Annotated in this window: 15 protein-coding genes and 1 pseudogene; 6 read left to right on the top strand and 10 right to left on the bottom strand. The window is 62.6% G+C overall.

The window, feature by feature from the left end; all coding sequences use genetic code 11:
- Positions 1-15 precede the first annotated feature (15 nt).
- The 7 genes and pseudogenes from V1278_RS02115 to V1278_RS02145 form a co-directional block, all read right to left on the bottom strand.
- Entirely contained in the window at positions 16-1,173 is a 1,158-nt protein-coding gene (locus V1278_RS02115) for an ABC transporter ATP-binding protein (protein ID WP_334379553.1), read from the bottom strand.
- 147 nt (positions 1,174-1,320) lie between these two features.
- Entirely contained in the window at positions 1,321-1,683 is a 363-nt protein-coding gene (locus V1278_RS02120) for a DUF1428 domain-containing protein (protein ID WP_334365973.1), read from the bottom strand.
- A gap of 182 nt (positions 1,684-1,865) precedes the next feature.
- Positions 1,866-2,602 (bottom strand): annotated as a pseudogene (locus tag V1278_RS02125) (DUF899 domain-containing protein).
- A gap of 14 nt (positions 2,603-2,616) precedes the next feature.
- Positions 2,617-2,958, bottom strand: coding sequence for an SRPBCC family protein (locus V1278_RS02130; RefSeq protein WP_334369102.1), 342 nt, complete (start codon positions 2,956-2,958; stop codon positions 2,617-2,619).
- On the bottom strand, positions 2,958-3,428 hold the full coding sequence (locus tag V1278_RS02135) for an ArsR/SmtB family transcription factor (protein ID WP_334365972.1): 471 nt from the start codon (positions 3,426-3,428) through the stop codon (positions 2,958-2,960). Before V1278_RS02135 ends, V1278_RS02130 begins: the two co-directional genes overlap by 1 nt.
- 152 nt (positions 3,429-3,580) lie before the next feature.
- Positions 3,581-3,838, bottom strand: a complete 258-nt coding sequence (locus tag V1278_RS02140) for a DUF3551 domain-containing protein (protein WP_334365971.1) — start codon at positions 3,836-3,838, stop codon at positions 3,581-3,583.
- 82 nt (positions 3,839-3,920) lie between these two features.
- A complete protein-coding gene (locus V1278_RS02145) occupies positions 3,921-4,898 on the bottom strand; it encodes a Bug family tripartite tricarboxylate transporter substrate binding protein (protein WP_334365970.1) in 978 nt (325 codons plus the stop codon).
- A gap of 150 nt (positions 4,899-5,048) precedes the next feature.
- Between V1278_RS02145 and V1278_RS02150 the strand changes: the two genes are divergently transcribed.
- Positions 5,049-5,468, top strand: coding sequence for a VOC family protein (locus V1278_RS02150; protein WP_334365969.1), 420 nt, complete (start codon positions 5,049-5,051; stop codon positions 5,466-5,468).
- A 95-nt stretch (positions 5,469-5,563) separates the two neighbouring features.
- Positions 5,564-7,141 carry an AMP-binding protein gene (locus V1278_RS02155; protein WP_334379554.1) on the top strand — a complete coding sequence of 526 codons (1,578 nt, stop codon included), beginning with the start codon at positions 5,564-5,566 and terminating at the stop codon, positions 7,139-7,141.
- 9 nt (positions 7,142-7,150) lie between these two features.
- Here the strand turns inward: V1278_RS02155 and V1278_RS02160 are convergent, their stop codons facing one another.
- Both V1278_RS02160 and V1278_RS02165 read right to left on the bottom strand, forming a co-directional pair.
- The gene (locus V1278_RS02160; protein ID WP_334365967.1) at positions 7,151-8,248 is read right to left on the bottom strand and encodes an HD-GYP domain-containing protein; all 1,098 of its coding nucleotides are present in this window, start codon (positions 8,246-8,248) and stop codon (positions 7,151-7,153) included.
- Between the two features lie 250 nt (positions 8,249-8,498).
- A complete protein-coding gene (locus V1278_RS02165) occupies positions 8,499-9,311 on the bottom strand; it encodes an oxidoreductase (protein ID WP_334369101.1) in 813 nt (270 codons plus the stop codon).
- Between the two features lie 98 nt (positions 9,312-9,409).
- On the opposite strand from V1278_RS02165, the gene V1278_RS02170 reads away from it, so the two are divergent.
- The 4 genes from V1278_RS02170 to V1278_RS02185 all read left to right on the top strand — a co-directional run bounded on the left by V1278_RS02170 (position 9,410) and on the right by V1278_RS02185 (position 12,078).
- Positions 9,410-10,021: a TetR/AcrR family transcriptional regulator gene (locus V1278_RS02170; RefSeq protein WP_334365966.1), complete on the top strand. Its 612-nt coding sequence runs from the start codon at positions 9,410-9,412 to the stop codon at positions 10,019-10,021.
- A gap of 202 nt (positions 10,022-10,223) precedes the next feature.
- The gene (locus V1278_RS02175; protein WP_334365965.1) at positions 10,224-11,012 is read left to right on the top strand and encodes an alpha/beta fold hydrolase; all 789 of its coding nucleotides are present in this window, start codon (positions 10,224-10,226) and stop codon (positions 11,010-11,012) included.
- Positions 11,009-11,353: a hypothetical protein gene (locus V1278_RS02180; protein ID WP_334365964.1), complete on the top strand. Its 345-nt coding sequence runs from the start codon at positions 11,009-11,011 to the stop codon at positions 11,351-11,353. The genes V1278_RS02175 and V1278_RS02180 overlap by 4 nt, the downstream gene beginning before the upstream one ends.
- 50 nt (positions 11,354-11,403) lie before the next feature.
- Entirely contained in the window at positions 11,404-12,078 is a 675-nt protein-coding gene (locus tag V1278_RS02185) for a dienelactone hydrolase family protein (RefSeq protein WP_334379555.1), read from the top strand.
- A gap of 143 nt (positions 12,079-12,221) precedes the next feature.
- Here V1278_RS02185 and V1278_RS02190 read toward each other — a convergent pair whose 3' ends face one another.
- Positions 12,222-13,229, bottom strand: a complete 1,008-nt coding sequence (locus V1278_RS02190) for a Bug family tripartite tricarboxylate transporter substrate binding protein (RefSeq protein ID WP_334365962.1) — start codon at positions 13,227-13,229, stop codon at positions 12,222-12,224.
- Between the last annotated feature and the right edge of the window lie 277 nt (positions 13,230-13,506).

A 13,506-nucleotide genomic window follows, 5' to 3' on the forward strand; every position in this document is an offset into this window, starting at 1 on the left:
AGCGCGGTGGCGGCGTCAGACAACGGCCATCTCCCGCGGCCGCTCGACGCGCGACGGGACCGAAGTCACGATGCGCTTGCCATCAGCGTCGAAGGCGCGAACCGCCTCCGGCGCAAAACCGTAGCCGACGGTGGCCCCGATCGCGGGCAACTGACTGGGGTCGTTGACGCGCGCCACCACAGGCGCATCCGTGCCCGCGCTGCCGATATGGACGAAGGCTTCCGATCCCAGATTTTCCAGATGCACGACCGTGCCGGAAAGCAATCCGTGCGAAGCCAGCTCGATCCGCTCCGGCCGGACGCAGATGCGGCACTCTCCTTCCGGCGCCGCGGTCGCCATATGGAGAACATGTCCGAGCATCTCCAACCGGCCATCGCTGCGGATACGACCGGGAAATGCATTTATCTTCGGCGTTCCGACGAATTCGGCGACGCGGATATCGCAGGGGTCGTCATAGACAGCGGCGGGCGTGCCGACCTGAATGAGCTCGCCGCCGATCATGACGGCAATCCGGCCCGACATGGTCATGGCCTCGGCCTGGTCATGGGTGACATAGATGAAGGTCGTCTTGAGCTGGCGGTGCAACTGGGCAATCTCGGCGCGCATGTGCACGCGAAGCTTGGCGTCGAGATTGGATAGCGGCTCGTCGAACAGAAACGCGCGCGGTTGACGCACGATGGCGCGGCCGACGGCAACGCGCTGGCGCTGACCGCCGGACAATTGCCCGGGCTTGCGCTTCAGCAGCGGCGAAATTTCGAGCTGCTCGGCCACCCTTTCGACATCGTCGCGAATGATGCGTTCGGCGCGGCGGCGGCTCGGCATCAGCCGGCCCACGAACGGCGCCCGCTCCAGCGCAGACAGGCGCTTCATCCGCAGCGGAACGGCGATATTGTCAAACACGCTCAGGTGCGGATAAAGCGCGTAGGACTGGAACACCATTGCCAGATTGCGCGCGCTCGGCCTGATGCCGTCGGCACTGACACCATCAATCCGGACTTCGCCGGAGGACTGCGGTTCGAGACCGGCGATAGCGCGCAGAAGCGTGGATTTGCCGCACCCGGATGGGCCGACGAGGGAGATGAACTCCCCGTCTTGAATCGTGAGATCGACGCCTTTCAGAACCTCGGCGCCGTCAAAAGCCTTGCGAAGCGCCCGAATCTCGATCTCGGCCATTTCAATCCGGTATCCGTGGCTGCGGTACCGGATGTCCTAAAGGGCTTGTTTGACAGTTGTATCACAATGGAACGAACCGCCGGGCTTGGCCCCAGCTTTCCACCGGCCGCCCCCCGAAACATGGCTGATGCACCGGCGAAGCTCCGCCTACACCTTCACCAGGCTCTCGAATCCGCCATAGATCATCCGCTTCCCGTCGAACGGCGGCTTCGATTTCGGATCCATCATTTCGCTAAGCCGCGGGTCCGCCATCACTTTGGCGTTGATCTTGTCGCGCTGGGCGCGCGACTTGTAGGTGATCCAGGCGAACACGACGGTTTCGCCCGGCTTGAGCTTCACGGCGCGCGGAAACGACGTGACCTTGCCGACCTTGACGTCCTCAGCAACCCATTCGCGATAGTCGAGCGCGCCATATTCGCGCCAGATCTTGCCGGCCTTCTTCGACAAGCGGGTGTAGGCCTCGAGATTTTTCTTCGGCACGGCGACGATGAAGCCATCGACGTAAGGCATTGCATTACTCTCCGGTATTTCTGTCGATACGACGTCATCTCGGGAGATGCGCAGCATCGAACTGTGGTGCGCAATTGCGCACCTGAGAATATCGAGATTCCCCGATGTGCAATTGCACATCTGAGGTCTGGTGCTTGCGCACCATCCCGGAATGACGACTGGGAATGTGGGGCTAGCGACGACTAACCATGACAACAGGATGCCTGAACCTGTGACGGCTGGTATTGGTCACGTAGTCGCACCCAGTCCATCGGATACGGCAGGCCCTCCTCGTGACGCCCGAGCGGGGTGAGGTCGAGATAGTGATAGGCGGCATTCATCATGTCGAGGCCGCGCGAGAAACAGGAATAGGTGTGGAAGACGTTCCCGGCCTCGTCGCGGTAGAACACGCTGATGCCCGGCGCCTCTTCGCCGCCGAAGGGAGTCGTGCCGAAATTGTAGAGCGTGGCGCCTGACTTGAGCTGCTCGGGTGTGAACGAGACACCGTAATCGTAATTGAACTCATTTGCACCCGACGACAGCCAATCGAAGGTCCAGCCCATCCGCTGCTTGAATGCGGTAAGCTTTTGCAGCGGTGCGCGCGAGATCGCGACCATCGTGGTGTCGCGGGCGGCCAGATGCGGGATCATGCGCTCGAACCGTCTGCCCAGAACGAGCAGCTCTTGCAGGCCTCGCTCCAGTCGGGCGCGAACATCAGGTGCTGCACCACGAGCTGGCTCCGCCCCTTGAACAGGTCGCCGAGCGAGACCCTTCCGCCGGGCCCATCGAATACGTAGTTCTTTTCGACCCTGACCCAGGGCAGCGCGCGCCGTTCTTCGCTCAGACGCTCGCGCGCTCGGGTGTATTCCTTCTCACGCGCAAGGTGCGCCTTGCGGGCGACGATCCATTCCTCGCGGGAAACAACGGCGTTCGATGGCATGGCAGGCTCCTCGTTCAGGCCATATAGTTTTCGAGTTTGACGAGGAATTCGGTCCAGCCGCGCTGGTGATTGTCGCGCGCTTTCTCGTCGACGAACTGCGCGTGATTGAAGACGAGCAGCGAACCGCTTCCTTCCGGCCTGATCGAGATGGTAACCAGCGATTCCCGCTCCGGCGTGGAATGCCATGCCCAGCTAAACACCAACCGCTCGTTCGGAACGACCTCCCGATAGACGCCGCCGACCTCGTTGTAATCGCCATTGGCGCGGAAGCTGATGCGGTAGCGCCCGCCGACGCGCAGATCGATGTCGGCCTTGACCGAGCCCTCCTCGACGGAGGTCGGCCCGAACCATTGCACTAGCTTTTGCGGGTCGGCCCACGCGGCGTAGACTTTTTCGGGCGCCGCGCTGAACCGGCGCGTGAGCGTGAGGCCGGGCCGCGCGGCGAGTTCGGCGTCGCGGGCAGTATCGTGCTTGGCAAGGCTTGACTGGGTGGCCATGGGTCTTCCTCCACAAAAGCGGCAAGGCGGTCGAGCGCGTCGGACCAGAAGCGCCGGTAGCGGTTGAGCCAGTCCATCGCCTGCTCCATCGGCTCGGCGGTCAACCGGCACGCGACCGTGCGTCCGGTCTTTTCGCGCGCGATCAGGCCGGCATCGGACAGCACATCGAGATGCTTGATGATCGCGGGCAGCGACATCGAAAACGGCTTGGCCAGTTCGCTGACCGACAGGCTTTCGCGATCGCCAAGCCGCGCCAGCAGCGCGCGCCGGGTTGGGTCGGACAGTGCGGCAAAGGTGCGGTCGAGAACGTCTTCCTGATACTTAACCATGTGGTTTAGTATAGATGCAAACAAAACGCCGTCAAGCCGGCGTGTGCATCACGAAGTCGGGAGTGGCGGAAGAGAGAGACACCGATGGCCGGATCGTTCAGCGCGAACAGCGCTCTCGCCCGGCCATCATGCGGAAGGCTTGCGAGGCGCGATCAATAATCCCGATAAACCCGCATCCGCCGCTGCTGTTGCCCATAGGCGAAGCGTGGATTGACGTTGCAGTAGAGCCCGCGCCCCGACGCCGATGCCATGCACTGACCATAGCTGCTGTAGGAGCAGTCGCCAGGAATGCCGATCGTGCGACCCTGGAGGCAATAGGGATAGTCATACGCCGCCGCGGGTGAACTGCCCGCGACGGTGGCGACTGTCGCCACCGTCAGCGCCAATGTCGCTAGTATTGCACTGCGCATCTTCGATCTCCTTCACAGGACGCAAGGCCGCGTCGCCTTTGCCATAAAACACCGCGGCTGCGCCTATGTTCCGTGACGTAGATCACTGCACCTTTTCAACCTTGGCTTCCTCGATCACCTTCTTCCACTTTTCGGTTTCGGCCACGATCATCTTGCCGAATGCCTCCGGCGGTCCGATCAGCGGCTCGCCGCCAAGCTCGGTCAGGCGGGCCTTGATCGCCGGCTCGGCGAGGATCTCGTTGATCTCCTTGTTCAGCTTGGCGATGACTTCCTTCGGCGTGTTCTTCGGTGCACCGACGCCGAACAGCGCGCTCGCCTCATAGCCGGGGATGGTGTCGGCGAGCACCGGCACATCAGGCAACAGCGGCGACTTTGTCGTGCTGGTGACGGCCAGCGCCCGCACCGAACCGGCGCGGACATGCTGGAGGATGGAAGGCATGTTGTCGAAGATCAGTTGGACCTGGCCACCGAGCAGATCGGTGATCGCGGGCGCGGCACCGCGATAGGGCACGTGCTGCATCTTGGCGCCGGACATCGCCATGAACATTTCGCCCGATAGATGCACGGACGTGCCGTTGCCGGACGAAGCCAGGTTCACCTTGCCCGGATTGGCCTTCACATAGGCGATGAACTCGGCGGCCGTCTTGGCCGGCACGTCCTTGTTCACCGTCATCACGTTCGGCACGCGATTGAACGCCGCGATCGGCGCAAGATCGCGGACCACGTTGAACTTCAGATTGGAGTAGAGCGTGGCGTTGATGTAGTTCGCGGGATTGACCAGCAGCAATGTGTAGCCGTCCGGCTCGGCGTTGATGACGGATTCGGTCGCGATATTGTTGCCGGCGCCGGGCTTGTTCTCGATCACGAATTGCTGGCCGAGCCGCTCGGAGAGCCGCTGCCCGATCAGCCGCGCAATGATATCGGTCGCGCCACCCGGCGGATATCCAACGACCCATCTCACCGGCCGGGTCGGATAATCCGCCGCCGAAACGCTGCCGATCGAAGCGGCAGTGGAAAGGCCGATGACGGCCAGGCAAATCGCGGTACGGCGTGAAATCATAAAACTTCTCCTTGGAGGCCGGGGTTCAGGCCCGGTCCGTTTCTATTGAGGCGCGGTTCCATTGAACCGAACGCGGCGCGCGTTGTAACAAACAAACCCGGGTGCGGCCAGTGGGGCGCAGCGTCTCCGACCGCGACGAAAGGATAAGGCATGTCTGTCAGGGTTAACGCTCTCGACCATCTCGTCATCAATGTGTCGGACGTGGCGCGTTCCGCCGAGTGGTACCGGAAGATCCTCGGCATGGAGGTCAAGGTGTTCGATCCCGGTCCGGGCAAAACGCCGCGGACTTCGCTGGTGTTTGGTGACCAGAAGATCAACGTGCGGCCGCGCGACGCCGACAAGGTCGAGTGGTTCACGGCCGACCACGAAACCGCCGGCAGCGACGATCTGTGCTTCCTGACGTCGAGCACGCCGGACGAAGTCGTGGCGCACCTGCAGGCCAACGGCGTCGCGATCGAGGAAGGCCCAGTCGCGAAGCAAGGCGCCCGCGGCACGCTGCGCTCGGTCTACTGCCGTGATCCGGACGGGAGCTTGATCGAGATTTCGTCGTACGAGGACAGGACGGGCTAAAGCGTAGGAATCCCGATTTGCGCCCCGCGCCGTCCGATGGCAGAACTACTCCCAAGCAAAAATCAAGGCGGCCGTAGAGCCGCGCGGGAGGAATCATGCCACTTTCGCAGGCCGCACCGGGCATTGTCGGACCGTTCGCAGGGCTCGACGTGCCGTGGCTGCTGCGGATGCGCGCCGAAAGCCGCCGCAACCATCCATTCCTGATCTGGGCGCCGTTCGAGGGGCCGGCGCGGAGTTGGTCTTACGGGGAATTCCACGAGCGCGTCGGCGCGCTTTCCGCTGGCGGCGTCAAGCCCGGCGAATACGTCCTGATCCATCTCGACAATTGCATCGAGGCCATGCTGGCCTGGTTCGCCTGCGTCGAACTCGGCGCGATCGCCGTCACCACCAACACCCGCTCGGCGGCAGCCGAGATGGAGTATTTCGCCGGCCATTGCGGCGCGGTCGCCGCCATCACCCAGCCGGCCTATGCCGAGTTGATCTCGGCCAATTGCCGCGACCTGCGCTGGATCGCCGTGATCTCGCACGACGCTGGCAGTACGCCGGCGCAAGTCGCGCCGCGCGGCGACAGTTTTGAGAAGCTCTTCGCCGACAGCGCCGACCGGCCGCGCCGCGCCACCGATCCGTTCGCGCCGTGCAGCGTGCAATATACCTCCGGCACCACGTCGCGGCCAAAGGCGGTGCTATGGACGCATGCCAACGCATTGTGGGGCGCCAAGATCAACGCCGCGCATGAGGACCTGCATGCGGGCGACGTGCACCAGACCTATCTGCCGCTGTTTCACACCAACGCGCTGGCCTATTCGATGCTGGCGTCATTGTGGGTCGGCGCGACCTGCGTGATCCAGCCGCGGTTTTCGGCGAGCCGCTTCTGGGGCGTGGCGCTTGAGCACAACTGCACATGGACCTCGACGATTCCCTTCTGCATGAAAGCGCTGCTGGAACACGAGATTCCGAAGAGCCACAAATTCCGGCTCTGGGGCACCGCGGTATCCGAGCCGCCGCCGTTCGCCGCCTTCGGCGTCAAGACGATCGGCTGGTGGGGCATGACGGAGACCATCACCCACGGCATCGTCGGCGAAGTCGACCAGCCCAATAGGCCGATGTCGATCGGCCGCGCGGCGCCGGAATATCAGATCCGCATCGTCGAGGACGACGGCACGCCGACTGAAGTCGGCGACACCGGCAATCTTCTGATCAAGGGCATTCCCGGCTTGTCGCTGTTTTCAGAGTACCTCCACAACGAAAAAGCCACGCGCGAAAGTTTCGACGAGCACGGCTATTTCATCACCGGCGACCGCGTCTCGCTGCTCGAGAACGGTTTCATCCAGTTCGGCGATCGCACCAAGGACATGCTGAAGGTCGGCGGCGAAAACGTCGCGGCCTCCGAGATCGAACAGGTGATCGCTGTGGTGCCCGGCGTGCGCGAGGCCGCGGTGGTGGCAAAGAAGCACCCGATGCTGGATGAAGTGCCCGTGGTCTTCATCATTCCGCAAGCCGGCGTCGCGGGCGCCCCTCGCGATCTGCACGACACCGTGATGGCCGCCTGCAGGACCGCCCTCGCCGACTTCAAGGTACCGCGCGAAATTCACTTCGTCGACGACATGCCGCGCTCGACGCTGGAGAAGGTCGCAAAGGCGGAACTGCGGAAGATGCTGGATAGCAGCACGTAGAGCGAGAGATCAATAATACCCAAACGCCACCGGGCGAAAGGCGTGCAGCAGATGCTGGTCGAGCTTGTCGCCCATTTCTTCCATCATGCCATAGGCCCGGGCGTGGGTGAACTGCAGCCGGTAGGCGCGCTTCTCGACGAGGGCCGCGTAGATATCCACGATCGTGGTCAGCCTCACGATGTCGCTGATCTCCTTGCCGCTCAGGCCGCTGGGATAGCCCGTGCCGTCGAGGAATTCGTGGTGGTGCAGCACCACGTCGAGCATTTCGGGCGGGAAGCCGCCTTGCGCGGACAGCGCGTCGTAGCCGCGGCGCGGATGCTGGCGCATCTCTTCCATCTCTTCCAACGTCAACGGGCCCGGCTTGTCCAGGATCGCCACCGGAATGAACGCCTTGCCGACGTCGTGCAGCAGGGCAGCGCGGGCGAGACGGCGCTGGTCGTCGTCGCGCATGCCGAGATGCTGCGCATACGCCACCGCAAAGCCGGTGACGAAGAGACAATGGCGATAGCTGCCGGTGTGGTGGCAGCCGACCGCAGTCAACCATTCCCGCAAGGAGGAGTGCTTGATCGCCTTGAGAATCTTGCTTTCGGCCTCGACGATGTCGCTGAACTTTAGGGGAACGCCGGCCGGAAGCTTTTCGAAGATCTTGACCATCACGGCATGCGCCGCCTCGACGCCCCTGTTGAGGGCCTTGCCGCGATCGGTCTCGTCGTAGCCGTCGCTGTCCGGAAACGCGGCGCGGATCCGCTGCAGGATGCCTTGTGCATCGAACGGCCGCGCGATCGTGTCGGTGGCACCGAGCGCCCAGGCCTGCATCGATCCGTGGTGAAGCGCGTCCGCCAGCACGAACAGCCGCGGCATCTCGCGATAGGCCTCGGCCCGCAGCTTGTTGCGCACCAGTTGCACGCTCTCGGCGGAACGCAGATTGATGTCGACCACGATGCCCGCCAGGTCCCGTTCCGGGCTGTCGGGAATGTCAGAAGTTGCGATGGTGTCGACCTGACCGACGGACCGCAAAATGCTGGCGAGTTCGCTGCTCTGATCGCTCCGATCCGAAGCGAGCAACAGCCGGCGCCTGGTCGCAGTCTTGTTGGTTGCGGATGTCATGAAACCCCAGACCCCTAGCGATGATGACTTGCAACCGAGGCTAGCGGATAAGGGGTTCCCCGAGGCTTAAGAGGCATCGTGAATTTAGGCTACTGTGAACGCTAAAATTTTAGCGATCTGGTTCGCGATGCGCCGCACCCGCGACGTCATCATCCGCGAGAGCGGATGTCTTGTCGGGCATTGGCATGCGATTGCCCACGTCGTTGCGCATGAGCCGCACCGTTGGTCTGAAGATGGCGCGTGAAAACGACTATGCCGGCAGCCCCATTTGCTTACGAAGGCTCTTGTCGAACATGCTCTCGGGAACAAAGCGGCGCAGCACGCTCACCCGGCCAGCCATCTTACCGCACGTGTATCGGTGACGAGGCGATGCTGTAGTCGCGGCCTCAACCACTCTCGTGGCGACGACTTCGGGCCTATCTGCCGTCTTCATCACGTCCTGCAGAACCGTGACCGCTCGCATTCGCGCCGAGCGGTATGCATCCAGTGCCTGATCCGGAAGCACCATGTTCTGTTCGAAGGAAGTGCTGGTATACGCCGGCTCCAGCAAGCAAACGCGGATGCCGAAGCTCCGTACCTCGTGATCGAGAGATTCCGAATAGCCTTCGAGCGCATGCTTTGTGGAGGCGTAGAGCGCCGAGAACGGCGCCGGTATCAGGCCAAGCACCGAACTTATATTGATGATCCTTCCACCCTGCCGAGCTCGCATGTGCGGCAGCACCGCATTGCTCATGCGCATGACTCCGAACAGGTTTACGTCGAACAGCGCCTGGGCTTGACCGATTGACGATTCCTCAGCTCCGCCCATCAGGCCGGTCCCGGCGTTGTTGACGAGAACGTCGATCCTGCCCGCCGTATCGAGCACCTTGTCGACGGCAAGCTTCACCGAACCGTCATCGGTCACATCGCAGGCGACCATCGTAATGCCGTCGGGGCCGCTTGCGGCCATCCGTCGGCTGGTGCCGAACACGCGAAATCCGGCCTCGCGCAAGGCCTTTGCTGAAGCCAACCCAATGCCCGTGGAAGCCCCGGTCACAATCGCCACTTTACCGTCTTGCCGCATGAGGACCTCCGTCGACGCGTTGAACAACAGCTTAGATTAAGGTATAAATATCACATGATGATCGTAATGCAATAGGCGTTCGGCCGGAGGACCCCGCGATGCGCTACGCCAAGCGACAAAAAGATATCTCGCACGAGCGAATCGTGAAGGCTGCAGCGAAAAGGTTCAGACGGGACGGCATTGCTGCCGCCGGAATGACCGGGATCATGGCGGAGGCAGGACTGACGAACGGCGGGTTCTACTCGCACTTCCGCTCGAAGAGTGACCTGGTCAGGGAAGGCCTAGAGCGAGCGCTCGCCGACCAACTGCAAAGCCTGGCCGAGCCCGACCCCAGGCCGGGCGCATTAGCTCACCTGATCCGTTCTTATTTGTCTCAGCATCATCGTGACCGGCCCGGCACCGGGTGTGCCTCCGCGGCGCTACTGCCCGAAATTGCCCGCCAGCCCCTCTCCGTCCGGAAGGCTTACACCGCTCGGTTACGCACGCTCATCGAGCAGATAGCGCGACGGTTGCCGCAGGAGAACTCCATCCCTGAAGCGCAGAATACAGCGATCGCGATCCTTGCCGTCTTCATCGGGGCGCTTCAGCTTTCGCGCGCCGTCGATGACCCGGAGTTGTCAGACGCCATGCTTGCTGCGGGCATTCGCGCTGCAACTGCGCTTGCCGGCTTGGCTGACGGTTCGGCCGAACATGAAGGGGTACAAGGATGAAATATTAAAGCGGCGGAGATCGCGAGCCGATGCTGGTCGCTGTTTTGCTCATCGTTCGCTGGAGTAATTCGGGCTGTCGTCAACAAGCGGTCATGGCCTTGTCAAAGCGCTGATATGCCCCTCGCTTTCCGCATTTCCCATTCGCGATCAGATCGCGCTAGGATGCGGCCGACAATTGCATGGGAATTCCCAGGGAGCCGCAATGCCGACGATCGATCGCGACGGGGTCCGCATCTATTACGAGGTTCACGGCTCCGGCCCACCGCTGCTCTTGACCCACGGCTATTCATCGACCAGTGGGATGTGGCAGGGCCAAATCGCGGCCTTGTCGAAGCATCACAAGCTCGTGTTGTGGGACATGCGCGGCCACGGCCAGTTCGATTATCCCAGTGATCCCGCAGCCTATAGCGAAGCGCTGACGGTTGCCGACATGGCGGCGCTGCTTGACGCCGTCGGCACCGACAAGGCGATCGTCGGCGGGCTCTCGCTGGGCGGCTACATGTCGCTGGCGTTCTACCGTGCCCATCCAAACCGCGTCCGCGCGCTGCTGATCATCGATACCGGCCCGGGCTTCAAAAAGGACGAGGCCCGCGAGGCCTGGAACAAGCGCGCGAACGATACTGGCGATCGCTTCGAGCGCGAGGGCCTGGAGGTTTTGAAATCGGCCAGCCGCGAACGCTCCAGCGTCACCCATCGCGATGCGTCGGGACTGGCGCGCGCCGCGCGCGGCATGCTGACCCAGCGCGATGCCCGCGTGATCGAATCGCTACCCGATATCAAGGTGCCGTCGCTGATCGTGGTCGGCGCCGACGACACCTCGTTCCTCGCCGCTTCCGACTACATGGCGGCCAAGATTCCGGGCGCGCAGAAGGTGGTGATCCCGGCTGCCGGCCACGCCGTCAACATCGACCAGCCGCAGGCCTTCATCGATGCCGTGCTGCCGTTCCTCGATAGCCTTGATGCCAAGACACCAAAGAGGGCCGCGTCATGAAGACAGCCGCGGCGGCCCTCGCCCTTATCGCAGGCAGCTTCACGCAAGCGACCGCGCAGCACTTGCCGCCGCTCCACGGCCCCTACCCGCCACCGTTCACTGAGACGCTGTCGAACAACATCCCGCTGGCGTTCGGCATGGAGACCGATGAAGCCGCACGCGCGCTCGGCGTCCCGCTCAATTACATAAGGGGCCGTCCCGGCGATGAAATCTTTCTCGCGTTCCGCAACGTCGGCGGCAGCGGGCTGTTCTACAAGAAGGACCGGCTCTATCTGCAATTTCGCAAGGGCAGGCTGGCCGGCTGGAAGGGCGACTGGGGTCACAACTGGATGTGGCAGTAGCCGACCCCAGAACATCAATCTCGTGCAACTCAAACGCAAATGGATGACCCGTGGGACAAGATATCGAACTGACGGCTTCGGACGGTTTCAAACTGGGCGGCTATCGCGCCGATCCTGCAGGTCGGCCGAAAGCGGCGATCATCGTGATCCAGGAGATTTTTGGCGTCAACCACCACATCCGCTCGGTGTGCGACCGATTGGCGGGCGAAGGCTATGTCGCGATTGCGCCGTCGATCTTCGATCGCACGCAACCGAACTTCCAGTGCGGCTATTCGCCTGACGAGATTGCAAACGCACGAAAGTTCATCGCCAATCCGGATTGGGCCGCGATGCTGCGCGATACCCAGGCCGCGATCGACGCCGTGAAGGATGTCGGCCCGGTCGGCATCATCGGCTTCTGCCTCGGCGGCAGCATCGCCTATGCGGCAGCGACCAAGCTGTCGGGCTTGTCTGCCGCGGTCGGCTATTACGGCGGCGCCGTTGTCCGCTTTGCCGACGACAAGCCGCAAGTGCCGACGCAATTGCATTTCGGCGAAAAGGACGCGGGCATTCCGCTAACCGACGTCGAAACCATCAAGGCCAAGCGGCCGGACGTCGAAGTCCATCTCTATCCCGGCGCGCAGCATGGCTTTCACTGCGACGAACGCGCCAGCTACGACAAGGCCAGCGCCGATATCGCCTGGCCGCGCAGTCTGGCGTTCTTTGAGAAGCATTTGAAGAAGTAGGACGCGCACTCTCTCCGCCGTCATTCCGGGGCGTGCTTTAGCGCGAACTATGGCGCGCAATTGCGCACCTGAGAATCTCGAGGTTCCGGGTTCGCGTCTTCGACGCGCCCCGGAACGACGACACAAGTACTAGTGCCCCCTGCTCACTCGCCCTTGACGCCGGTAGCCTTCACGACATCGGCCCATTTCGCGTGGTCGCGGAGCAGGACTTTCTCGAACGTTTCCGCCGATCCGCCCACCGGTATGAGGCTGAGCGTCTCGATCCCGGCGACGCCCTCGGGCGAGGCGATGATGCGGGCGAGTTCGTCCGAAAGCTTCTTCACGATCTCCTTGGGCGTTGCGGCAGGCACGAACACGCCGAGCCAGCCTTCGATTTCAAAGCCGGGGTAACCGAGTTCGCCCATCGTCGGCACGTCGGGCAACGCTTTCCTGCGCTTCTCGCCGCCAACCGCCAGCGCCCTGAGCTTGCCCGCCTTGATTTGCGAGCTCGCCGTGGTCAGATCCTGGAACGCCGAGGTAACCGTGTTGGCGAGCAGGTCGTTCGTCAGCGGAGCCGAGCCGCGATAGGGGACATGGGTCATGTCGATATTGGCGGTCTTCTTGAGCAATTCGCCGTAGAGGTGGGACGTCGTGGCGTTGCCGAAGGTGCCGTAAGGCTTGCCGGGATTCGCCTTGGCATATTCGATCAGTTCCTTGACGGACTTGATCGGCTGCTGCTCGGGGACCACCAGAACGATGGTCGACAAGGCGATCTGGGTAACGGGCGCGAGATCCTTGAAGACATCGTAGGGCAGCTTCGTAACGAGGCTCGGCGCCTGAATGATCTGCGTGATGCCGACCAGCACGGTGTAACCATCGGGCTGTGCCTTGGCCACGTAGTCGTTGCCGACCACGCCGCCGCCGCCGGACTTGTTCTCCACGAGGACGGTCTGCTTCCACGACTCCGACAGCTTGTTGGCAAGCAGACGGGCGAGGACGTCGGTGGCGCCGCCCGCGGGATACGGCACGACGAAGGTGATGCGCCGGCTCGGATAGGGATCCGCCGCCGACACCGGATGCGAAGAGGCGCACAGGGCCGTCACGGCGATGGAAGCGAGCAACGCTGCCGCAGTCGCCGCGCGCACCACGCGGACCGGCAAGTGATAGTTCATGGTCATACTCCGGATTGCAGGCACTCAACCGACAAACCGGAGCGCCTCGATTCAATGACGCGGGTTTCTACATCGCTGCAGCGCAAGATGGAACATGCTTTCGAACGCATTCGGCGCATAGCGCCAATTCATCGCACCGAAGCGGCTCGAGGTGATGCAGAACGCAGCGTTCGCGCTCACGCACAACGGATGGTGAATTTTCTTGGTCAAATGCGAGGCATTTGCCTGACACAAATGCTCAGGAAACAAGCCCGGTCGAGATGACAATTCGATGATG

The organism is Bradyrhizobium sp. AZCC 1577 (assembly GCF_036924575.1).
Lineage (GTDB): Bacteria > Pseudomonadota > Alphaproteobacteria > Rhizobiales > Xanthobacteraceae > Bradyrhizobium.

What these genes read in the sequence shown, in the direction of transcription:
- V1278_RS02115 (WP_334379553.1), bottom strand. Translation starts at nt 1,173, where the DNA reads ATGGCCGAGATCGAGATTCGGGCGCTTCGCAAGGCTTTTGACGGCGCC.
- V1278_RS02120 (WP_334365973.1), bottom strand. Translation starts at nt 1,683, where the DNA reads ATGCCTTACGTCGATGGCTTCATCGTCGCCGTGCCGAAGAAAAATCTC.
- V1278_RS02135 (WP_334365972.1), bottom strand. Translation starts at nt 3,428, where the DNA reads ATGGTTAAGTATCAGGAAGACGTTCTCGACCGCACCTTTGCCGCACTG.
- V1278_RS02140 (WP_334365971.1), bottom strand. Translation starts at nt 3,838, where the DNA reads ATGCGCAGTGCAATACTAGCGACATTGGCGCTGACGGTGGCGACAGTC.
- V1278_RS02145 (WP_334365970.1), bottom strand. Translation starts at nt 4,898, where the DNA reads ATGATTTCACGCCGTACCGCGATTTGCCTGGCCGTCATCGGCCTTTCC.
- V1278_RS02150 (WP_334365969.1), top strand. Translation starts at nt 5,049, where the DNA reads ATGTCTGTCAGGGTTAACGCTCTCGACCATCTCGTCATCAATGTGTCG.
- V1278_RS02155 (WP_334379554.1), top strand. Translation starts at nt 5,564, where the DNA reads ATGCCACTTTCGCAGGCCGCACCGGGCATTGTCGGACCGTTCGCAGGG.
- V1278_RS02160 (WP_334365967.1), bottom strand. Translation starts at nt 8,248, where the DNA reads ATGACATCCGCAACCAACAAGACTGCGACCAGGCGCCGGCTGTTGCTC.
- V1278_RS02165 (WP_334369101.1), bottom strand. Translation starts at nt 9,311, where the DNA reads ATGCGGCAAGACGGTAAAGTGGCGATTGTGACCGGGGCTTCCACGGGC.
- V1278_RS02170 (WP_334365966.1), top strand. Translation starts at nt 9,410, where the DNA reads ATGCGCTACGCCAAGCGACAAAAAGATATCTCGCACGAGCGAATCGTG.
- V1278_RS02175 (WP_334365965.1), top strand. Translation starts at nt 10,224, where the DNA reads ATGCCGACGATCGATCGCGACGGGGTCCGCATCTATTACGAGGTTCAC.
- V1278_RS02180 (WP_334365964.1), top strand. Translation starts at nt 11,009, where the DNA reads ATGAAGACAGCCGCGGCGGCCCTCGCCCTTATCGCAGGCAGCTTCACG.
- V1278_RS02190 (WP_334365962.1), bottom strand. Translation starts at nt 13,229, where the DNA reads ATGAACTATCACTTGCCGGTCCGCGTGGTGCGCGCGGCGACTGCGGCA.